Consider the following 20,428-nt stretch of genomic DNA (forward strand, 5'->3'; position numbering starts at 1 on the left):
CGGACCTGGCCTGTTCCTCCCCATCGGGAGATGGGAGGGTCGAAGGGAGGCACGTGACTCTCTTCGACGCGCGAAGCGGTGGTGGAGGGGAATGGGGCACGACCTCCGAATTTCCCCTCCACCACCGCCTTCGGCGGCTGTCCCCCTCCCCACGCTGCGCGTAGGGAGGAATTTTTATTTTAGTGCGGCGATGGCTCTCTGATCGCAGCGTTTGGGGCCTTGCGGGACGGGGGAATAGGCCGGCACCAGGATCGACTGTCCGATCCTGAGCGGGGCGAAGCGTTTCCGTTCGATCCCTTCGCAGCGCAGATAAAGTTCCAGCATCCGGGGCGGCGTATCCCATTTCTCATAGGACAGGCGGAACGTGCCCCAATGGATGGGAATCGCGGTCGCCGCCTGCAGCTTTTCAAACACCCGCACGGCCTGTTCCGGCCCGACATGCGCGTCCGACTGCATCTGCCCCGGATAGAAACGGAAGGCCCCGATCGGAATCAGCGCCAGCCTGATCGGCCCCAGCCGGGCCGCTTCCTCCGGCCAGGCCATGTCCCCCGCGCCGGTGTCTCCGGTGAAGAAGATGTTCCCCGCCCGCGTTTCTATGAAGAAGCTCGACCACAGCGCCCGGCGGCGGTCCGTGCCCCAGCGGCTGCTCCAATGATGGCTGCGCAGGACATGGACGCGATAATCGGGACAATGCTCGTAATTCTCGCACTGGATCACCGTGCCGCCGCCCAGGCCGTTCAGCGCCGCGCCGGACACCGACTGGCCCCAGTCCAGCGCCGTCGACGGGATGCCGTTGGCCTTCAGTATCGTATCGTTGCCCAGGCTGGTGACGATCTTCGGCCGGTCCCGCTCCCACAGCTTTTTCAGCGTGGGAATGTCCATATGATCATAATGATCGTGGCTGATGACGATGAGGTCGATCTTCGGCAAATCGTCGAAGCGCACCCCCGGCGGCGCCACCCGCTTCGGCCCGATGGGGGGAAAGGGGCTGGCATGGTCCGACCAGATCGGGTCGGTCAATATGTTGAGGCCCGCCGCCTGCACCAGCACGGTCGCATGGCCCACCCAGGTCGCCGCCATGCCGCGAGGCGCGGCGAAAGCGGGCGGACGAGAGGGCTTGACCGCCACCATATCCGGCCAGGAGGGGCGATCGTCCTGCCCCATCAGCCAGCGCGCCATGAAGCCCTGCCGGTTGCTGCCCGGCGGCGCGGGAAACTGGATTTCCCCGTCGGGATTGAAGAAGCGCGCGCCGTCATAGTGGCGGCTGACCGGTCCTTCATAATAGATGCGGTCGAGAAAGGGCGGAACGATGGTCACCGCCAGGCACAGCGCGACCACCAGGAACAGCAGCCCGACACCCAAAGCCTTCACGATTTTTCCTGCTATGCGGCCCATGCCGTCTCCCGATATGATGTCGGGAAGCGGCATAGAGGGTTTTTCAGGTGGTTGGAAACGCCCGTTCGCAGGGCCGTCGCGCACCGTTCAATGCGTGCGGCTGGTGACGTTGGCCGTGCCGTCGGCATGAATTTCGATCAGGTGCGCGGTGCCGTTGCTGCATTGGGCCTTCCAGCCCATGACGCCATGGCGCACTTCGGTCCTTTCCGATTTGCTGACGGTCGGGCAATCCGCCCCGGACGCCCGCACAGCCCGTTCCAGCACGCCGTTGCGCTGGCTTTCGTCCAGCCTGGCCACCTCGGCGGCGGCGCCGGTTTCGGGGGCCGTCCGATTGTCGACGGCAGTGATTTTCTCGCCGCCGCCTCCGCAGGCCATCAGGGTGAACACCCCCGCCAGCACCATCCAATTGCGCATGCCTATCCTTTCGCTTGGGCGGCGAAATCGTCCGTCGCCCGGATGAGCGCGTCCAATATGCCGGGTTCGTTATATGCGTGGCCCGCGCCTTCGATCATCTCGAACCGGGCCTGCGGCCAGGCGCGGTGCAGCGCCCAGGCGGTCTCCGCCGGGCAGGCCATGTCATAGCGGCCCTGGACGATGACGCCGGGTATGGCCGCCAGCCTGCCCGCGTCGCGGATGAGCTGGCCTTCCTCCAGCCAGCCGCCATGGACGAAATAATGATTTTCGATCCTTGCGAAGGCGAGCGCGAAATCGTCGGCCTCATGCGTGGCGGAGAGCGCTTCGTCGGGGAGCAGGCGGATGGTTTCGCCCTCCCACACGCTCCACGCCTTGGCGGCGGCGATTTGGGCGGCGCGGTCCTCGCCGGTCAGGATGCGGCGATAGGCGTGGAGCAGGTCGCCGCGCTCCGCATCCGGGATCGGCGCGACGAAGCGTTCCCATTTGTCGGGATAGATGCGGCTGGCGCCCTGCTGATAATACCAGTCGATTTCCTGGCGGCGGATGGTGAAGATGCCGCGCAGCACCAGTTCCGTCACGCGACCGGGGTGGGTCTGGGCGTAGGAAAGCGCCAGGGTGGACCCCCAGCTTCCGCCAAAGACCAGCCATCGATCGACGCCCATCATCTCCCGCAGCCGTTCGATATCGGCGACGAGGTGCCATGTGGTGTTGGCCTCCAACTCCGCATGGGGCGTGGAACGGCCGCAGCCGCGCTGGTCGAAGAGGAGGATGTCATAACGCGCCGGATCGAACAGGCGGCGATGGTCGGGGGAGATGCCACCGCCGGGGCCGCCATGCAGGAAGACGGCAGGCTTGGCGCCGGGCGTTCCGGCGCGCTCCCAATAGAGGCGGTGGCCGTCCCCTACGTCGAGATGGCCGGAAGCGAAGGGTTCGACGGGCGGATAGAGCGTGCGCATATGCCAAGCTGTAGAAACTCTGGTGGGCAATGCAATTGGCGGAGGGGGACGCCGTGGGATTTGCGGGATTACATTTTGCGACAAATCTTTGTCGACCTTGCCAGGATTTTGCGACAAATCACCCCTATAGGGGAATGCCTGAAGGTCTTTCCAAGGGGTTGAAAGTGCGCCGTTCCCTAGCCTGCATACTGTTTCCGTTGATGATGAGCGCGGCGCCCGGCGCGCTGATGGCGCAGACCGAGGAACCCAGGGGACCGGCGGGTCCATTGGACGATGCCGACGAGATCATCGTCACCGGCCAGCCGCAGCGCGGCGCGGTGGTCGGCAATATCAAGCCGGAACAGCAGCTTTCCCCCGCCGACGTCCGCGCCCTGGGCGTCACCTCCATTGCCGAGATGATCACCGAATTGTCGCCGCAGACCAATGGCAGCCCGGTGATCCTGCTGAACGGCAAGCGGATTTCCAGCTTTTCGGAGATACAGGACATCCCATCCGAAGCGGTGGCGCGGGTCGACATCCTGCCGGAGGAAACCGCGCTGGCCTATGGCTATGCGCCGACGCAGAAGGTGGTGAACATCGTGCTGCGCCAGCGCTTCCGCGCCGAGACGGTGGACCTGCGCGCAGGCACGACGACGCAGGGCGGACGCGACAACGGAACGGTGGAAGGCGGGCTGCTGCGCATCCGGGGCGACAATCGCTTCACCCTGAACATGCAGTACAAGACCGCCGCCTCGCTGCTGGAAAGCGAGCGCGGCGTGGTGCCGACGGTGCAGGGCGAGCGGGCCAACCGGCTTTCGGGCATCGATGCGTTTCTGGTGGGCGAAAACGCCATGACCGGCAGCGAACTGGCGCACCACCGCACGCTCAGCCCGGCGACGGAGAGCTTCGCGACCAACGCGACACTCTCCCGCGCTCTGGGCAAGGTGTCGATGACCATCAATGGCCGGCTGGAACTGTCGGACAGCGACAGCCTGCAAGGCTATGAGGCGGAACAGCTTACGCTGGCGGCGGGCAACCCCTTCTCCCCCTTTGCCGACGAAACGAACTTCTATCGCTACCTCCGTCAGGCGGGCGTGCTGGGGCAGCAGATCAAGGGCACGACCGGTCATGTCGGCGTGACGCTGAACGGGCTGCTGGGCGGCGGGTGGCAATGGTCCTTCACCGGCAATGGCGATTATTCCAACACCCGCACCTCCACCGATCGCGGTTTCGGCCAGGATGCGGTTCAAGGCGCGATCAATGCGGGCGCCGACCCCTTCGGCAGCTTTTCACCGGACCTGCTGTCGACGCGGGTGATCGACCGGGCAAAGGCCGAATCCAGGGCCGTGCAGGGCGACCTGCTGCTGTCAGGATCGCTGTTCGACTTGCCCGCAGGCGCGGTGACGACGGCTGTGCGGCTGGGCGGATCGGCCAATGGCTTCGATAGCCGGTCGATCCGGTCGGGCGTGGAGCGCAACGGCAGCTACAACCGGGAAATCGGCAGCGGGCAGATCAGCCTGGACATGCCGATCACCAGCCGGTCGAAGGGCGTGCTGGGCGCGGTGGGCGACATCGGCGTCAATGTGAACGCGGCGGCGCAGCGTTATTCCGACTTCGGCACGCTGTCGACGCTGGGTTACGGCATGCGCTGGCGGCCTGTGCCCGCCGTCCAGTTGCTGGTGTCGGCCAATCAGGATCGCGCCGCGCCTACGGGCACGCAGATCACCGATCCGGAAATCCGCACGCCCAATGTGTCGGTGTTCGACTATGCGACAGGACAGACGGTATTTGTCACGCAGGTCAGCGGCGGCAATCCGAATCTCAAGGAAAGCGTGCGCGACCAGTTCCGCCTCAGCGCCAATATCAAGCCGTTCGAAAAGCCCAACCTGACGCTGACGGCAACCTATACCAACAGCCGGACGCGCAATCCGATTTCTGCCTTCCCGACGCCGTCGCCAGCGATTGAGGACGCCTTTCCAAATCAGTTCGTTCGCAGCGGCGGCGTGTTGACGGAGATCAGAACCTTCCCCGTCAACTATCTGCGCTCGCAAAGCGAGCAATTGCGCTGGGGCTTCGACTTTAGCATTCCGCTGAAATCCCACATCCAGAAGGTGGTCGAGGCGTGGCGCGCGGCGGGCGCGAAGCCCGAAGAGCGGCCCAAGGAATTGCAGGATCTGCGCGGCCTGTTCGGCAATCGCGGACCCGGCGGGGGGCAGCCGCCGCAGGGGCAGGATGGCGGCGACCGGCCGCGTCGCGAAGGGGGTCAGGGCGGCCAAGGCGGCGGCGGCTTCGGTGGAGGCGGCCAGCGGGGACCGGGTGGCGGCTTCGGCGGGCCGGGCGGCTTCGGCGGAGGCGGCGGTCGTGGTGGCGGGGGTGGCGGGCGGCTCAGCTTCAGCCTCTACCACACCTGGCATTTCACGGAGAGCATCCTGATCGCGCCGGGCGTGCCGAAGCTTGATCTGCTGAACGGCGATGCGACCGGATCGTCGGGCGGCCAGCCAAGGCATGAACTCAATGCGCGGGTCGGCTATACCAATAACGGCCTGGGCGCGCGGCTGGGCGTCGATTGGGAAAGCGGCACCCATGTCGACGGCGCCCTCAGCGGAACGCCGGGCGGGGCTTCGCGGCTGAACTTCGGCAGCCTGGCGACGGTCGACCTGCGGCTGTTCGCCAATCTGGGCCAGATGCCGTCGCTGGTGAAGCGGCATCCCTTCCTGCGGGGTACGCGGGTGTCGATCGGCATCGACAATCTCTTCAACCAGCGGCGGGAAGTGACCGACGCGAACGGAATGACGCCGGTGCGCTACCAGCCGGGCTATCTGGACCCGATCGGGCGAGCCGTGACCATCAGCTTCCGCAAGCTGTTCTTCTGAGGAACCTTTTCTCGCATCGGCGACGGTCCGGACATGCCCGGCAAGGAAGTCATGTTTGCCTGATGGCGGACCAATCGTTGAAGGAAGGTCAGCCGAGCGGCAGGAAAGGGTGTGGGGCGGACGTTCCAAATCCCTCTCCCTTGAGGGAGAGGGTTGCGCAGACTGGCAGCTTGCTGCCTTAGTCGTAGCTGGGTGAGGGGGTTGCGATCCAACGGATCGCGCGGGCCGCAGGCCCGCTCCCCCTCATCCAACTCCGCCTAGGCTCCTTCGTCGCCAAGGCTTCGTATCCTTCTCCCTCAAGGGAGAAGGAATGTCCTGGATTGGCCAATAGCAGCCGCAATCACACCCGCATCGGCATCAGCACGTAGAGCGCCGGGCTACGGTCGTCTTCGCGAATCAGCGTCGGGGCGGCGGCGTCGGCCAGGTGGAGTTCCACCAGGTCGCTGTCGATCTGGCCGAGGATGTCGAGCAGATAGCGCGCGTTGAAGCCGATATCGAAGCCTTCGCCCTGGAAAGCGCCGGGGACTTCTTCGGCCGCCGTGCCGTTTTCCGGGCTGGTGACGGACAGGATGATCCTGTCCCGCTCCAGCGTCATCTTGACGGCGCGGGTCTTTTCCGTGGCGATGGTGGCGACGCGGTCCACGCCTTCCTCGAAACTGCGCGGGTCGATCTTGAGCAGCTTGTCGTTGGCGGTCGGGATGACGCGGCTGTAATCCGGGAAGGTGCCGTCGATCAGCTTGCTGGTCAGGATCGCACTGCCCAGGCCAAAGCGGATCTTGCTGGCGGACAGGCTGATCTGCACCGAACCCTCGACTTCATCCAGCAGCTTGCGCAGTTCGCCGATGCATTTGCGGGGCACGATGATGCCGGGCATGCCGTCCGCGCCGTCGGGACGGGGCACGGTGACGCGGGCGAGGCGGTGGCCATCCGTCGCCGCGGCCTTCAGCACGGGCTGGCCGTCGTCGGAAACGTGAAAATAAATGCCGTTCAGATAATAGCGCGTCTCTTCGGTCGAGATGGCGAAGCGCGTCTTGTCAATGATCTGCTTGAGCGTTTCAGCCGGCAGTTCGAAGCTGGTCGGCAGGTCGCCTTCCGCGATCACCGGGAAGTCGTCGCGGGGCAGGGTGGACAGGTTGAAACGGGCGCGGCCCGCCTGGATCAGCATCTTGCCGTCCGCCGCCTGGAGCGACACCTGCGACCCTTCGGGCAGCTTGCGGGCGATGTCGAACAGGGTGTGCGCGCTGATCGTGGTCGCGCCGGGCTGTTCCACCTGCGCGGAGACGCTTTCGACGATCTGGAGGTCGAGGTCGGTCGCCATCAGCTTGATCGCGCCGTCCGCCGACGCTTCGATCAGCACGTTGGACAGGATGGGAATCGTGTTGCGCCGCTCGACCACCGACTGGACGTGGCTGAGGCTCTTGAGCAGCGTTGCGCGTTCGATAGTGGCCTTCATGTCCCTGTTCTGTCCGTTTCTTTTCTTGCGAAAGCCCGGAGACAGTCGAATCCGGACGACAATGATGGATGATCCTTCATAGCCGCTGTTGCGGCCCCTGCAAGCGCCGGGTGGCCCTTTGTTACGGCAAGGGTTGCAAAAAGGAGCGGCTTGCGCTTTGCCGGAGCATGTGAAAGCTCTGTGGCCCCTCGCCCTTTCCTTGCTGACGATCGGCGGCGCCGCGCAGGCGCGGGACTCGCTGGGCGTGTTCGAGGCTTGGGGGGCGTTTCGCGATCCGGGGACTCCGCGCTGTTATGCGATCGCCCTGCCGGTCGCGGCGAAGTCGCAGGGCTTCGCGGCGGTCGGGACATGGCCGCGGCAAAAAGTGCGGGGCCAGGTGCATTTCCGCCTGAGCCGGATGCGGGCGAAGGAGGCCGCGGTGATCCTGAATGTTGGGGAACGTCGCTTCACGCTGGCGGCGGGGCAGGTGGACGCCTGGGCGCCGGATGCGCGGGCCGACGCGGCGATCGTCGCGGCGATGCGGTCCGCGACCAGCATGAGCGTGCAGACGCGGGATGCGCGCGGGCGGGGCTTTGCGGATACCTATGCGTTGCGGGGCGCGGCTACGGCGATCGATGCGGCGGCGCTGGGGTGCGCGCGGTTGCGGTGAACGCCCCTCCCCCGTTCGTCATGCTTTCAAATTCCCGCGAAATCGGCTATGGGCGCGGCCATGCAGACAGCCGCCAACCCCTTGATGCCGATTCCCGGCGCTATCGATCCTGTGCCCGTGCCCCGCGCCGTGACGCCTCGTGAAGACGGGCGCGTCGACCTGATGGGGCTGTCGCGGCCGCAGATCAAGGGCGCGCTGGAGGAAGCGGGGCTCGATCAGAAGCAGGCGAAGCTGCGGTCCAAGCAGTTGTTCCACTGGCTCTATCATCGCGGCGAGACGGATTTCGACGCCATGACCGACCTTGCCAAGCCGATGCGCGGCTGGATGGCGGAGCGCTTCATCGTGGGCCGCCCCGAGGTTGTCGAGGCGCAGGTGTCCAGCGACGGCACGCGCAAATGGCTGCTGCGCTCCGATGACGGGCAGGATTATGAGATGGTGTTCATCCCGGATGCGGACCGGGGGACGCTGTGCGTTTCCAGTCAGGTGGGGTGCACGCTCAACTGCCGCTTCTGCCATACCGGGACGATGCGGCTGGTGCGCAACCTGACGCCGGGCGAGATCGTGGGCCAGGTCATGCTGGCCCGCGACGCGCTGGGCGAATGGCCCAAAGGCAGCATGGCATCGGCCAATGACGATGAAACGGACGACGCTTCGCAATATAGCCCCGACGGGCGGATGCTGACCAACATCGTGATGATGGGCATGGGCGAGCCGCTTTATAATTTCGACCATGTGCGCGACGCGCTGAAGGTCGTGATGGACGGCGATGGGCTGGCCCTGTCCAGGCGGCGGATCACGCTGTCGACTTCCGGCGTGGTGCCGATGATGGCGCGGGCGGGGAAAGAGATCGGCGTCAATCTGGCCGTGTCGCTGCATGCCGTGACCAAGGATGTGCGCGACGAACTGGTGCCGCTGAACAAGAAATATGGCATTGCGGATCTGTTGCAGGCCTGCGCCGATTATCCGGGCGCGAACAATGCGCGGCGCATCACATTCGAATATGTGATGATCAAGGACAAGAATGACAGCGACGCGGATGCGCGGGAACTGGTGCGGCTGCTGCGTCAGTATAAGCTGCCGGCCAAGGTCAATCTGATCCCGTTCAACCCCTGGCCGGGCACCGACTATGAATGTTCGACGCCGGAGCGGATCAGGCGCTTTTCCGAAATCGTGTTCGAAGGCGGGATTTCCGCGCCCGTTCGAACGCCGCGTGGGCGGGACATCATGGCGGCCTGCGGGCAGTTGAAATCCGCGAGCGAGAAGAAGAGCCGGGCCGAACTGGACCGGCTGGCGGCGGAGAAGCAAGCCGCGCTCGGATAGAGCGGGGCCGATGACGTGCGCCTTGATGGCGCGAGATGAAAACCCCGCCCGGAACGGCGGGGTTTTTCTTGTGAGTTTCGTCCGGGCGGCATGAGAAGGATGGACAATGACGGACGAAGAGATCGAACGGATCGCGCTGGGCTTTTGCGCGAGAACGCTGCCCAGGGAGGAATGGACCCATATGGCCCATTTCGCGACGGCATTATGGCTGATGCTGCGGCGGAGCGATCTGGTGGCGGAGCGCGACATGCCGGGGATGATCGCGGCTTATAATGAAAGCGTGGGCGGCGTGAACAGCGACACGTCCGGCTATCATGAGACGATCACGCAGGCGTCGCTGGGCGCGGCGCGGGCCGTATTGGCGGGCCAGCCGGAAGGCGTCACGCCGGAGGAAGCGTTCGCTGCGTTGATCGCCTCGCCCATGGCCCACAAGGACTGGCTGTTCGCCTATTGGTCGCGCGGACGGCTGATGTCGGCGGAGGCGCGCCGGGCCTGGGCGGAGCCGGATTTGAAGCCCCTTCCCTGGACATAGAAAAAGGGCGGCCCCGACGGGACCGCCCTTTCCCTGTTCTATCCGAGAGGGATTAGAAACGGAAGCCGATGCCGACCACGCCAGCGTCACGGCTCGTATTCAGCTCATACTCGCTGCGCTGATATTCAGCCGAGATGTAGGTGTTGCCGGTCACGGCGAATTCCACGCCGCCGCCGTAACGCACGCCTTCGATCGAGAAACCGGCACCGCCGACATCGAAGCGGGTGTTGGCATAGCCGACCTTGCCGAACGCCAGGATGCGCGGGGTCAGGATGTAGCCAAGGCGGACCGAAGCGGCCAGGTCACGGCTGAGTTCCGTGCCGCCGCCGCCGACGGTGGTGTCGCTGAACGACACTTCCGGGCCGAAGGTGACGTTCGGGGTGACAGCCAGGTCATAGCCGGTGCTCACGCCATAGGCGAAGCCGTCGTTGCCGCCCAGCTTGTCATAGCCACCGATGACGCCAGCGCGCGGCCCGGTGAAGGGCGCAGCGTCCTGAGCGAAAGCGGGAGCGGAAACGGCGGCAGCAGCAAGGGCTGCGAAAATCACAGTCTTCATATAGTCCTCATATTACGAGAAACGCGCAGTCCATGAACAGGGCAGGCGTTTTGTTCTTTTTACGGGATGACGTTGCGTTTTTATTTCATCGTCACTTGGAAATCCGATTTTATTCGGCTTATCCTCCCGTCCTGCATGCAGCGATATGTGTCGCTGACGGTGCGCATATGTAATGCGATTGTGGTTGTTGCAAGTTGGATATGAATTTTACAGCCGCATGATGTTTTTTCGCAACAGTTTGACTTGCAATGGAAAAGGACCGGGGGTTCGTACCCCAGGCAGCGGCGCTTATGAACCGGCAATCTGGCTCCCACATGAACGGGCTCATGAAAAAAGCTTCATCCGCCCATCATGATCGCCATTTTTGACGCTGTTGATGCAAAAGGGTAACCATCGCCTATGGATCGCGCCTTATCCGAGCCGAGACCCGCCGAACCCAGGCTGGTGCTGCGCCACAAATGGCCGACGCGCCTGTGGCACTGGCTGAATGCGCTGCTGCTCTATGCGTTGTTCACCAGCGGCCTGGGCATCTTCAACGCGCATCCCCGGCTTTATTGGGGGCAATATGGCGCGAATTACGACCATGGCTGGCTCGTGCTGGAGCGGTTCGGTAGCTGGATCACCCTGCCCGCTCATTATGATCTGGCGATGTCGCGGCACTGGCACCTGACCGCCGCCCCGATCTTCGCCTTCGCGCTGCTCTTCTACATGCTCTGGAGCCTGCTCGGCGGGCATCTGGGGCGCGACCTCGCCTTTCGGCGCGGGGAACTGGCGCCCCGTTCGATCTGGCAGGACATCAAGGATCATGCGCGGCTGCGCTTTCCGTCCGGGGAGGCGGCGCTGCGCTACAATATGCTGCAAAAGGCGAGCTATATCGGCGTGATCTTCGTCGCGCTGCCGCTCATCATCCTGACGGGCCTCACCATGTCGCCGGGCATGAACGCGGCCTGGCCTTGGCTGGTCGAACTGTTCGGCGGGCGGCAGTCGGCGCGGTCGATCCACTTCATCGCCGCCTTCGCCCTGGCGGCCTTCTTCCTGGTGCATATGTCGATGGTGCTGCTGGCGGGGCCGGTGAACGAGGTCCGGTCGATGATCAGCGGGTGGAAGAAGCCATGACCCTGATCCTCAGCCGCCGGGCGCTGGTGCTGGGCGCCGCGGCGAGCCTGGCGGGCTGCGACCGGCTGGCGAAGAAGGAGGCTGTGCGGGAAGCGCTGTTTTCCGCCGAGAATTTCCACAAATGGGCGCAACGCAGCCTGATGGCGCGGGACGCGCTGGCGCAGGAGTTCCGCCCGGACCAGATTTCCCCCTTCTTCCGGCCCAACGGCACCGCCAATCCCAACACGCCCGAATATAAGGCGCTGTGGCGCAACGGCTTTGCCGACTGGCGGTTGCAGGTGGGTGGGCTGGTCGAACGGCCCTTGTCGCTCTCTCTGGCGGACCTCCATGCCTTTCCCCATCGGGAACAGATCACCCGCCACGATTGCGTCGAGGGGTGGAGCGCCATCGGCAAGTGGCGCGGCGTGCCGTTGAAGCGGGTTCTGGATGCGGCGCGGCTGCGGGACGGGGCGCGATACATCGTCTTTCGCTGCGCCGACGACATGGGCGGCGGGCGTGCCTATTATGAAAGCATCGACCTGATCGACGCCTTTCACCCGCAGACCATCCTCGCCTTCGCGCTCAACGACCAGCCCTTGAGGGTAGCGAACGGCGCACCGCTCAGGCTGCGGGTGGAGCGGCAACTGGGGTACAAGCACGCGAAATATTTGATGCGGATTGAGGCAGTTGCGTCATTGGAGCGCATAGGCGGGGGCAAGGGCGGCTTCTGGGAGGATCATGCCGGTTATGACTGGTATGCGAGTATTTGACGCGGGCCGAATCACCTGACAGGGTGCGCGCATGAAATTGTTCGATCGGGTCATCAAGCGGCTGGTCACGCGGGGCCAACTCAGCATCTACTATCATGACGGCAGGAAGATCACGGTCGGCGCGTCCGAACCGGGCTTTCCGTCGCTGGCGCTGAAATTCCACGATGCGCGGGTGCCGTTCGACATCATCAAGGACCCGCGCCTCGGCATGGCGGAGGCGTTTATCGACGGGCGCGTCGCCATAGAGGGCGGCGGGATCATGGAACTCATCTCGCTGATCCGCAGCAACAATGCGTGGGAAAGCGGCAAGTCGATCAGCGACCTGGGATCGGTCAAGCGCGGGTTCAAGGCGGTCCGGCGCAAATTATGGGCCGCCAACCACCGGGCGCGGGCCAAGGCCAATGTGGCGCATCATTATGATCTTTCAGGGGCGCTCTACGCGCTGTTCCTGGACCGCGACCAGCAATATAGCTGCGCCTATTTCCCCGATGCCGACAATGAGACCGGCATCAGCCTGGAACAGGCGCAGGAAGACAAGAAGGCGCATATCGCCGCCAAGCTGCACCTGAAGCCGGGCATGAAGGTGCTGGACATAGGCTGCGGCTGGGGCGGCATGGCGCTGTACCTGCACCGCACCTGCGGCGTCGACGTGACCGGCATCACCCTGTCGGAGGAGCAGTTGAAGGTGGCGCGGCAACGGGCGCAGGATGCGGGCGTGGCCGATCATGTGCGGTTCGAACTGATCGACTATCGCGATATGGAGGGGCCGTTCGACCGGATCGTGTCCGTCGGCATGTTCGAACATGTCGGGACAAAGGATTACCGGACCTTCTACAACAAATGCCGCGACCTGTTGACGCCTGACGGGGTGATGCTGATCCACACCATCGGGCGGATCGACGGACCGGGCATCACCGACGCCTTCACCCAGAAATATATCTTCCCCGGCGGCTATATCCCCGCACTGTCGGAGATGATCCAGGGCAGCGAGGGCACGCGGCTGATGGTCACGGATGTGGAGGTGCTGCGGCTGCATTACGGCCTCACCATCCGCGATTGGTACAAGCGGACGCTGGCGCACAAGGCGGATATCGTGGCGCTTTATGACGAGCGGTTCTTTCGCCTGTGGACCTTCTATCTGGCCGGGGCGGCAACCGTGTTCGAACATGGCGGAATGGTGAATTATCAGGTCCAATATGTCCGGGATCGCCGTTCGCTGCCGATCACACGCGACTATATGCTGGCGGCGGAAAACGCCCTGCGAGGGCGCTGATCGATCCATGAATATTGGCTGACGGCGCCGTTCGCGGACGGTTCAGTCGGCCATGTGCATCTTTCCCTTCATGGCCCGGCGGCGGGCGCATGTTGAGGAGAGTCGGACATGAATATCTTGTGGAAGGGCGCGGCGGCACTGAGCTTGGCGATCACCGCCATGGGGGTGAGCGCAGCCCCTGCACAGGCGCAATATTATGGCGGTTACGCCTATTGGGACGGCTATCGCGGCGACCGCTACGACGACCGACGCTGGGATGGGCGTCGCGACTGGCGGAATGACGACCGCCGTCACTGGCGGGGCGACCGGCGTTACTGGCGCGGCCATTATCGCCAGCGTTGCTGGACCGAGTGGCGGTATAATCACTATCGCGACCGGCGCGTGAAGGTGCGGGTCTGCAACTAAGCTGATTATTTGGCCAATCCGGGACATTCCCCCTCCCGCAGGCGGGAGGGGGGACGAAGCCACCCCTTTTCCGCCCTTGGACATAGGCCGTCTGCAATTGCGTCCGGCCATGGCTTAGGGCATTTTGACCGGCATGACCGATCCCATGCCCGTCATCCAGAGCCTGCTGTCGGGCCTGCCGATCTTCCTGCTGCATCTGGCGTGCGCGACTCTGGCCTGGGTGGCGGCGCTGGCGCTCTATATGTGGATCACCCCGCATGACGAATTCGCGCTGATCCGGGCGGGCAATGACGCCGCTGCCATTTCGCTGGGCGGCGCGGCAATTGGGCTGGCGGTGCCGCTGGGTTTCTGCCTCGCCGGGTCGGTCAATGTCTGGGACATCATGATCTGGGGCAGCGTGACGCTGATCCTGCAACTCATCGCCTTTCGCGTCGTCGATTTCCTGCTGGGCCAGCTTTCCACCCGGATCGAGTCCAATGAACGCTCGGCCGCCATTTTCCTGGCGATGATGAAGGCCGCCATCGCCTGCCTCACCGCCGGCGCCATAGCGAGTTGATGTCGTGGGCACACGGCGCTTCGGCTGTCTGCCCGGCCTGCTTGGCATCATCCTTGCGCTGCTGTGGATCAGCGAGGTCACGAAACCGACGCCCCTGCATGTCGAGGCGTTCGATCCCCGCACGCCCCGCCGTCCGATGCCGCAATGGAGCGACGAAAGCTTCGTCATCGAGGAACGGGCCGAAGCGCCCGCCGACAGCATGGGCACGACCTTCGCCGTCGATCGCGGCGGGGCATGGCTGACGGCCGAGCATGTCACCCATGGCTGCACCCGCGTCGGCATAGAGCAGGGCGGCTTTGCCCGGCCCGTGTCCCGGCTGGTCGAAAGCCGGGAAGCGGACGCCGCGCTGGTGCGGGGCGGCGTGGCGAGCGACCATGCCCTGCCGCTGTCGGACCAGATGCCGCCGCCGGGATCGGTCGGCTATCATATGGGCTTTCCGGGGGGACAGCCGACGCTGGTCATATCCGAGCTGATCGGCGCCGCCCGCGCCCGGCGCGGCGCGGGGGAGGAGACGCAGCCCGTGCTCGCCTGGGCCGAACATGCGCGCCTTCCGATGGGCGACGGCACGCTGTCGGGCATCAGCGGCGGGCCGGTCTTCGCGGAGGACGGGCATGTGGTCGGCGTCAACAGCGCCGCCACCGACCGGCGCGGGCGGATATTGACCACCGCGCCCGATGCGATGATGCGGCTGGTCGTCGCCAGCCGGGCAGTGAGCGACCGACCGGTGGCCTATCCCTTCCTGGATCTGGCCGATGCGCAGGCGCGCTTCGAATCCTGGCTGGCGCAGGGGGTGATCCGGCGCATCTTCTGCGATGTCGACGATGGACCAGGGCGGTTGACGGCGGGCAGGCCGAAAGGCTAGGTCGCGCCAGATTGACAGGATTTGGACCATCATGAGCGACACGCCCCCCGACCGCCTTTCCACCAACCCGAAAAGCCCCTTTTTCGACATGGACGTGCTTCAGCGCGGCATCGGCATCCGGTTCAAGGACCGGGTGCGCAACGATGTCGAGGAATATTCCATTTCCGAAGGCTGGATTCGCGTCGCGGCGGGCAAGAGCCGCGACCGTCATGGCCAACCGCTGACGATCAAGCTGTCGGGACCGGTCGAGGCCTGGTTCGAGAATTCGGCAGAGGGCGCGGAAGAAACGACGGACAAGGCGGAATAATTTTCGCCTGAGGCAGAGCCGCGTTACACCTTAAAGCGGTTTTCGATCTGATTGAATCAGATCGACCGCTCTATTCCTTTGTTTTACCGCGATTTCTTAAACGTCAGATGATGCCATCTGACTGGAAATCGCTCTAGCGCAACGCCGCATCGCGCTTCACGTCCGCGATGATGTCGCGCAGCGAACGGGCGGAGGGCGTCGCATCGGCATAGCGGATGGCGCGAAGGTCCACCGTCAGTCGCGGCTGCCCACCTGCGTTTCTGCGCGGCGGAACGGCATCCTCCTCCGGATTGTCCCTGGCGACATTCAGGCTGGCGAAGCGCGTGCTGCCGCCCAGCGCCGGATCAGGCCGGAACTCCCGCAATTGCGGTTTGTCGGGATAGATGAAGCCGAAGGTCGGGTTGCTGCGCGCGCCCATCCGATTGGTCGGACTGTGCCAGACGCGCACCTCGCTCCAGTCGCCCTCTTCCGACACGTCGAGCGCCAGCACATCTTCCTCGATTGCGCCGGGCGCCGACCAGTTGGCATGCCGGATCAGCACGCGCCGCTCGTCCAGCACCTTGCTGACCACGGCGACATGACCCAGCACCATCGGTCCCACGGGCCGGAATGCCAGCACCGCGCCCTTGCGGGGCATATGACCGCGCCTGTAGTGATTTTCCGCCTGGTCCCACCAGGTCAGCGCGTCGCCATAGATCTGAACGCCGGACACGATGCGCGCATAGGGCACGCATTGCAGCATGGTCGCGCCCAGCACAGGTGTTGTCGTCAGACTGGTCAGCAGCAAGGCCGCCCAGCGCATCTTTCCCAATTTCATGCGACCCCAAAAATCTTTGAATCGCCCCACTGCCGATGAAATTAGGCAGCGGCCCTTAGGAAATGGTTAAAATGTCAGAAAGCACCTCGGGCGGCGTCGTGATCGGCCATGGCGATCTGCACGGGCGCATCGACGGCCTTATGCGCATAGATGAAGCCCTTGGCGGGGTTGGGACGCAGGCCCAGACCGCCGATGGGACCGTACCAGACGCGCACGTCGGTCCAGTCGTTGTTGGGCGACACGTCGACGGCGCGGACATTGCGCTCGATACCGCCGCGATAGGACCAGTTGGCGTGGGTCAGCAGCACTTCGCGGTCGCTGATCACCTTGCTGACCATGGCGACATGGCCGACCGGCATGGAGCGGCTGGCGGCGAAGGCCAGGACGGCGCCGACGCGCGGTTCATGACCACGGTCGTAGCGGCCCTCGGCCTGGCCCCACCAGCTATTGGCGTTGCCGTATAGTTCGATACCGGAAACCTGGCGGGCGAAGGGCGCGCACTGGAGCGTGCCGGCGGCGGCGGAAGTCGTGATCAGGGCGCCCAGTGCGAGCGTTGCCGCTGCGACAAAAGCGCGAAAACCACCGATCATAGAAATGCGACCCCCGACCATCTTTTTGGAACTAAACCCGTGAAAAGACTTAGGGCAGACGCCGGACGAGTTGAAAAGCAGCCCGCGACGAATCGTTGTTGCAGTGCGTCAACCTGCGGAACGAAAGACTCGTCCCGCCGTTACGCAAAACCGGCTGGCCACAGGTAAATCATTGAAAAGACTGTCTTCCGTGCCGGTCATCCAGACCTGGCCGCCGGTTTCGCACAGCCGGTCGAACAGCGCGGCCCGTCGCGACGGGTCGAGATGCGCCGCCACTTCGTCCAGCAGCAGCACCGGTGGCTGGCCGCGATGGGCCGTGACCAGCGCCGCATGGGCGAGCAGGACGGAGAGCAGCAGCGCCTTCTGCTCGCCGGTCGAGCAAAGCGCGGCGGCCTGGCGCTTGGCGGCGTGGGTGACGGCCAGATCCTGCCGGTGCGGACCGGACAGGCTGCGCCCGGCGGCGGCATCGCGGCGGCGTTCGCGGGCCAGGCGTATCCCCAACGGTTCGTCGCCATCCCCCTCCCCCTCGATCGCCAGCAGCGGGCGGGCGAAGGGATGGTCGGGCTGGTCCTCCAATGCCGTGCCGAGGCGGGCGACCAGATCGGCGCGGGCGGCGGAGAGAGCCGCGCCATGCTCCTCCATCTGCGCTTCGAGGGCGCTCAGCCAGGAAGGATCGGCGGCGGACAGATCGTTCAGCAGCCGGTTGCGCGCCCGCATCGCCGCTTCATAACGGGCGCTGTGCGCGGCATGGGCGGGATGCAGCGCCAGCGTCAGCCGGTCGAGAAAACGCCGCCGCCCGCCGGGACTGTCCATGAACAGCCGGTCCATCGCGGGCGTGAGCCAGACGATGGAGAGATGATCCGCCAGCGCGTTCGCGGAGGAGGAGACGCCGCCGATCCGCACCTGCCGCCGGTCGGGGGCGGCGGCAAGCACGCCGGTTCCCAGCATCACGCCGTCCACTTCCGCCGCTATGCCGAAGCCGCCCGCCCCGCCCTGCCGCACCATGTCGCGCAGGGCCGCGCCGCGCAGGCCCCGGCCGGGGGCCAGCATCGACACGGCTTCCAGGATATTGGTCTTGCCCGCGCCATTGTCGCCAGTCAGCACGATGAAGGCATGATCGGGCAGGATCAGCGCATCCGCATGATTGCGGAAATCGCTCAAGGTAAGACGGCCGATCATGGGGTGGCTCTAGCGATACCAGCGGCAATGGGGAAGCGGTTCAGCTACACCGCTTGCGCGTCACCGCCCGCCCGTCATCGATCACCGTCAATTCGCGACCACCGGCCGAGGGACGCAGTTCCAGTTTCCTGTTCCAGCTCTGCCCTTCGCCGGTAAAGGCGGCGTCGATGCGGATGCGCCCATCCGGGCCGTGAGACACGCCGGTGACCTTGCCTTCGCTTTCCATGAAAACCAGGCTGGTTGGCGTGATCGTCAGTTCCATCTCCGTCGCGCGGTCGGCGCAGCTTTCGTCAAGACCGGCCCAGCGCCCCTGTATGCTGGCGGGGATGGTCGCGCCGACCGGCCCCGATGGCGGCGAAATGTCCGGCGCCGGTTCGGCGGTCTGGATGCCGTTCTCGCCCTGCGGCGCTTCGCGAACGCCCGTCGTCGCCTCATCCACGATGTTGGTCGCGATGCCGGACTGGTCGCCTTGCTGGTCGCCACAGGCCGCAAGGACCATCAGCGGCAGGAGAATCATCGCGCGCATGGAAGAGAAACCGGGGTTTCGCCAATGGGTTCCCGCCACCGCGCATAACTGATCCATCCCTGCTATACTCCTTCCCGACAAGGGAGATATGCCATGGCCGTGCTGGGAATGGGTGGATTTTTCTTTCGCGCCCGCGATCCGGAGGCGCTTTCCGGCTGGTATCGCGCGCATCTGGGCGTCGGCGCGGGCTGTTCGGCCGATCCGCAGGTCGCGGCCAACATCCACACATGGACGGCGCAGGGCGGACCGATGGTCTTCGCTCCCTTCCCCGCCGACAGCGACTATTTCGCCGCCGACAAGGCATTCATGATCAATTTCCGCGTTTCCGATCTGGATGGGCTGCTGGCGGACTTGCGCGCCGCGAACGTTGCAGTCATCACCAGGGCCGAATGGGATCATCCGGAGGTGGGCCGCTTCGCCCGCATCCATGATCCCGAAGGCAATGCCATCGAATTATGGGAGCCGCCGCTATGAAGAGGAAGCCGATGATGAAAAGCGTGAAGATCGCCCTTGCTCTTGCCGCCGCCGCGCTGGGTTCGCAAGCGGCCATGGCGGCACTGGCCATCGGGGCCAAGGCGCCCGACTTCACCACCCGCGGCGCGTTGGCGGGCAAGACCTTCACCCTGACCCTGTCGCACCAGTTGAAGCGCGGGCCGGTGGTGCTCTATTTCTTCCCCAAGGCGTTCACGCCGGGCTGCTCCGCCGAGGCGCGCGAGTTTGCCGAACATATCGAGGATTTCAAGAAGGCGGGCGCCACGGTGATCGGCATGTCGGCCGATCCGGTGGAGGATCTGGTCGCCTTCTCCACCAAGGATTGCGCGGGCAAGTTCGCCGTGGCGTCGGCCGGGCCGAATATCGTGTCGGGCTATGACGTGGCGTTGAAGATGCGGCCGGGCATGACCGACCGCACCTCCTATGTCATCGCGCCCAGCGGCCGCATCGCCTTCGTCCATAGCGAGATGAACTATGCCGGCCATGTGAAGAGCACGCTGGCCGCCGTGGAGGCGATGAAACAGAAATAGTCACTTCACATATTTGCCGAACCAGCCAAGCGTCGCCTCCCAGGCGGCCTTTGCGGCGGCTTCGTTATAGCTGGGGCGATAGTCGGCCATGAAGCCATGGTCGGCGCCGGGATGGACGGTGATCGTATCCGGCGGCGCCTTGCCCGCGATCTTCAGCGCGGCCTGCATCTTTTCGACATCCGCGACCGGAATACCCTTGTCCAGCGCGCCATATTGGCCAAGCACCGGGGCCTTGAGCGCGCTCACCTGCTCGATGACGTTCAGCGGTTGCAATTGCGTCTTGTCGCTGATCAGGCGGCCGTAAAAGGCGACGCCCGCGTCCAGCGCCGCGCTGTGGGCGGCATAGAGCCACACGACCCGCCCGCCCCAGCAGAATCCGGTGATGCCGCGCCGCTTGCCGTCGCCGCCATGGCTGCCCGCCCAGCCATAGGTGGCGTCGATGTCGTTCAGCACCTGCGCGTCGGGCGCCTTCGACACGATGGTGGCGATCAGTTGCTTGAAATCCGCCACCTTGGTCGCATCGCCATGGCGGGCGAACAGGTCGGGCGCGACGGCATAATAGCCCGCCCTGGCGAAGCGGCGGCAGATGTCGCGAATCCATTCATGCACGCCGAAAATCTCATGCACGACGACGACGATCGGCGCGGCCTTGGCAGCGGCGGGACGAGCGACGAAAGCGGGCATGGCAAAGCCGTCGCTCGCCTCGATCGACACCGTCTCCTCCTTCAGCCCTTCGCCAGGCGTCTGGACGGCGCTGCTCGAAATGGGGCGGCAGGCAGCGGCGAAACCGGCGGCGAACGCCCCGCCCACCAGCAGCTTGCGCCGGTCGAGACCGGTGGAGCCGATCCAGTTGCGGTCTTCGGGTAAGCGGTCGGGCTGATCCTTCGTGCCGGTCATGC

General features: G+C 64.9%; 23 protein-coding genes. 13 read left to right on the forward strand and 10 right to left on the reverse strand.

Annotated elements, in window-relative coordinates; all coding sequences use genetic code 11:
- Positions 1 to 174 precede the first annotated feature (174 nt).
- The 3 genes from NUH86_RS11800 to pip form a co-directional block, all read right to left on the reverse strand.
- A complete protein-coding gene (locus NUH86_RS11800; protein ID WP_267252121.1) occupies positions 175 to 1,395 on the reverse strand; it encodes an MBL fold metallo-hydrolase in 1,221 nt (406 codons plus the stop codon).
- 87 nt (positions 1,396 to 1,482) lie between these two features.
- Entirely contained in the window at positions 1,483 to 1,809 is a 327-nt protein-coding gene (locus NUH86_RS11805; RefSeq protein WP_267249686.1) for a hypothetical protein, read from the reverse strand.
- A gap of 2 nt (positions 1,810 to 1,811) precedes the next feature.
- A complete protein-coding gene (gene pip / locus NUH86_RS11810; protein ID WP_267249687.1) occupies positions 1,812 to 2,765 on the reverse strand; it encodes a prolyl aminopeptidase in 954 nt (317 codons plus the stop codon).
- A gap of 164 nt (positions 2,766 to 2,929) precedes the next feature.
- On the opposite strand from pip, the gene NUH86_RS11815 reads away from it, so the two are divergent.
- Positions 2,930 to 5,617 carry a TonB-dependent receptor gene (locus NUH86_RS11815; RefSeq protein ID WP_267249688.1) on the forward strand — a complete coding sequence of 896 codons (2,688 nt, stop codon included), beginning with the start codon at positions 2,930 to 2,932 and terminating at the stop codon, positions 5,615 to 5,617.
- 340 nt (positions 5,618 to 5,957) lie between these two features.
- Here the strand turns inward: NUH86_RS11815 and dnaN are convergent, their stop codons facing one another.
- Positions 5,958 to 7,070, reverse strand: a complete 1,113-nt coding sequence (gene dnaN / locus NUH86_RS11820; RefSeq protein ID WP_267249689.1) for a DNA polymerase III subunit beta — start codon at positions 7,068 to 7,070, stop codon at positions 5,958 to 5,960.
- 169 nt (positions 7,071 to 7,239) lie between these two features.
- Between dnaN and NUH86_RS11825 the strand changes: the two genes are divergently transcribed.
- The 3 genes from NUH86_RS11825 (at position 7,240) to NUH86_RS11835 (ending at position 9,571) form a co-directional block, all read left to right on the forward strand.
- Positions 7,240 to 7,719, forward strand: coding sequence for a hypothetical protein (locus tag NUH86_RS11825; protein WP_267249690.1), 480 nt, complete (start codon positions 7,240 to 7,242; stop codon positions 7,717 to 7,719).
- A 60-nt stretch (positions 7,720 to 7,779) separates the two neighbouring features.
- Complete coding sequence (gene rlmN, locus NUH86_RS11830; protein WP_267249691.1) at positions 7,780 to 9,039, forward strand: 23S rRNA (adenine(2503)-C(2))-methyltransferase RlmN; 1,260 nt, start codon at positions 7,780 to 7,782, stop codon at positions 9,037 to 9,039.
- Between the two features lie 106 nt (positions 9,040 to 9,145).
- The gene (locus tag NUH86_RS11835) at positions 9,146 to 9,571 is read left to right on the forward strand and encodes a hypothetical protein (protein WP_267249692.1); all 426 of its coding nucleotides are present in this window, start codon (positions 9,146 to 9,148) and stop codon (positions 9,569 to 9,571) included.
- A 52-nt stretch (positions 9,572 to 9,623) separates the two neighbouring features.
- Here NUH86_RS11835 and NUH86_RS11840 read toward each other — a convergent pair whose 3' ends face one another.
- The gene (locus NUH86_RS11840) at positions 9,624 to 10,127 is read right to left on the reverse strand and encodes an outer membrane protein (protein ID WP_267249693.1); all 504 of its coding nucleotides are present in this window, start codon (positions 10,125 to 10,127) and stop codon (positions 9,624 to 9,626) included.
- A gap of 399 nt (positions 10,128 to 10,526) precedes the next feature.
- Here NUH86_RS11840 and NUH86_RS11845 point away from each other — a divergent pair, with 399 nt between their 5' ends.
- The 7 genes from NUH86_RS11845 (at position 10,527) to NUH86_RS11875 (ending at position 15,395) form a co-directional block, all read left to right on the forward strand.
- Positions 10,527 to 11,243 carry a cytochrome b/b6 domain-containing protein gene (locus NUH86_RS11845; protein WP_267249694.1) on the forward strand — a complete coding sequence of 239 codons (717 nt, stop codon included), beginning with the start codon at positions 10,527 to 10,529 and terminating at the stop codon, positions 11,241 to 11,243.
- Positions 11,240 to 11,992: a molybdopterin-binding protein gene (locus NUH86_RS11850; protein WP_267249695.1), complete on the forward strand. Its 753-nt coding sequence runs from the start codon at positions 11,240 to 11,242 to the stop codon at positions 11,990 to 11,992. The genes NUH86_RS11845 and NUH86_RS11850 overlap by 4 nt, the downstream gene beginning before the upstream one ends.
- Positions 11,993 to 12,023: 31 nt before the next feature.
- Entirely contained in the window at positions 12,024 to 13,265 is a 1,242-nt protein-coding gene (locus NUH86_RS11855) for an SAM-dependent methyltransferase (protein WP_267249696.1), read from the forward strand.
- 108 nt (positions 13,266 to 13,373) lie between these two features.
- Positions 13,374 to 13,670 (forward strand): hypothetical protein, encoded by a 297-nt coding sequence (locus NUH86_RS11860; protein WP_267249697.1) that lies wholly within the window; start codon positions 13,374 to 13,376, stop codon positions 13,668 to 13,670.
- A gap of 133 nt (positions 13,671 to 13,803) precedes the next feature.
- Positions 13,804 to 14,226 carry a DUF350 domain-containing protein gene (locus NUH86_RS11865; RefSeq protein ID WP_267249698.1) on the forward strand — a complete coding sequence of 141 codons (423 nt, stop codon included), beginning with the start codon at positions 13,804 to 13,806 and terminating at the stop codon, positions 14,224 to 14,226.
- Between the two features lie 4 nt (positions 14,227 to 14,230).
- Positions 14,231 to 15,088 (forward strand): S1 family peptidase, encoded by an 858-nt coding sequence (locus NUH86_RS11870; RefSeq protein WP_267249699.1) that lies wholly within the window; start codon positions 14,231 to 14,233, stop codon positions 15,086 to 15,088.
- Between the two features lie 31 nt (positions 15,089 to 15,119).
- On the forward strand, positions 15,120 to 15,395 hold the full coding sequence (locus NUH86_RS11875) for a DUF3297 family protein (protein ID WP_267249700.1): 276 nt from the start codon (positions 15,120 to 15,122) through the stop codon (positions 15,393 to 15,395).
- Positions 15,396 to 15,528: 133 nt separating this feature from the next.
- Here NUH86_RS11875 and NUH86_RS11880 read toward each other — a convergent pair whose 3' ends face one another.
- The 4 genes from NUH86_RS11880 to NUH86_RS11895 form a co-directional block, all read right to left on the reverse strand.
- Positions 15,529 to 16,212, reverse strand: a complete 684-nt coding sequence (locus tag NUH86_RS11880) for a CHAP domain-containing protein (protein WP_267249701.1) — start codon at positions 16,210 to 16,212, stop codon at positions 15,529 to 15,531.
- Between the two features lie 74 nt (positions 16,213 to 16,286).
- Positions 16,287 to 16,802, reverse strand: a complete 516-nt coding sequence (locus NUH86_RS11885) for a CHAP domain-containing protein (RefSeq protein ID WP_267249702.1) — start codon at positions 16,800 to 16,802, stop codon at positions 16,287 to 16,289.
- A gap of 108 nt (positions 16,803 to 16,910) precedes the next feature.
- A complete protein-coding gene (recF, locus tag NUH86_RS11890; protein ID WP_267249703.1) occupies positions 16,911 to 17,981 on the reverse strand; it encodes a DNA replication/repair protein RecF in 1,071 nt (356 codons plus the stop codon).
- A 40-nt stretch (positions 17,982 to 18,021) separates the two neighbouring features.
- Entirely contained in the window at positions 18,022 to 18,564 is a 543-nt protein-coding gene (locus NUH86_RS11895; RefSeq protein WP_267249704.1) for a hypothetical protein, read from the reverse strand.
- Positions 18,565 to 18,600: 36 nt separating this feature from the next.
- Here NUH86_RS11895 and NUH86_RS11900 point away from each other — a divergent pair, with 36 nt between their 5' ends.
- Positions 18,601 to 18,981: a VOC family protein gene (locus NUH86_RS11900; RefSeq protein ID WP_267249705.1), complete on the forward strand. Its 381-nt coding sequence runs from the start codon at positions 18,601 to 18,603 to the stop codon at positions 18,979 to 18,981.
- 11 nt (positions 18,982 to 18,992) lie between these two features.
- Complete coding sequence (locus NUH86_RS11905; RefSeq protein ID WP_416365325.1) at positions 18,993 to 19,529, forward strand: peroxiredoxin; 537 nt, start codon at positions 18,993 to 18,995, stop codon at positions 19,527 to 19,529.
- On the opposite strand, the gene NUH86_RS11910 is transcribed toward NUH86_RS11905, so the two are convergent.
- Positions 19,530 to 20,426 (reverse strand): dienelactone hydrolase family protein, encoded by an 897-nt coding sequence (locus tag NUH86_RS11910; RefSeq protein ID WP_267249707.1) that lies wholly within the window; start codon positions 20,424 to 20,426, stop codon positions 19,530 to 19,532.
- Between the last annotated feature and the right edge of the window lie 2 nt (positions 20,427 to 20,428).

The organism is Sphingobium sp. JS3065 (assembly GCF_026427355.1).
GTDB lineage: Bacteria > Pseudomonadota > Alphaproteobacteria > Sphingomonadales > Sphingomonadaceae > Sphingobium.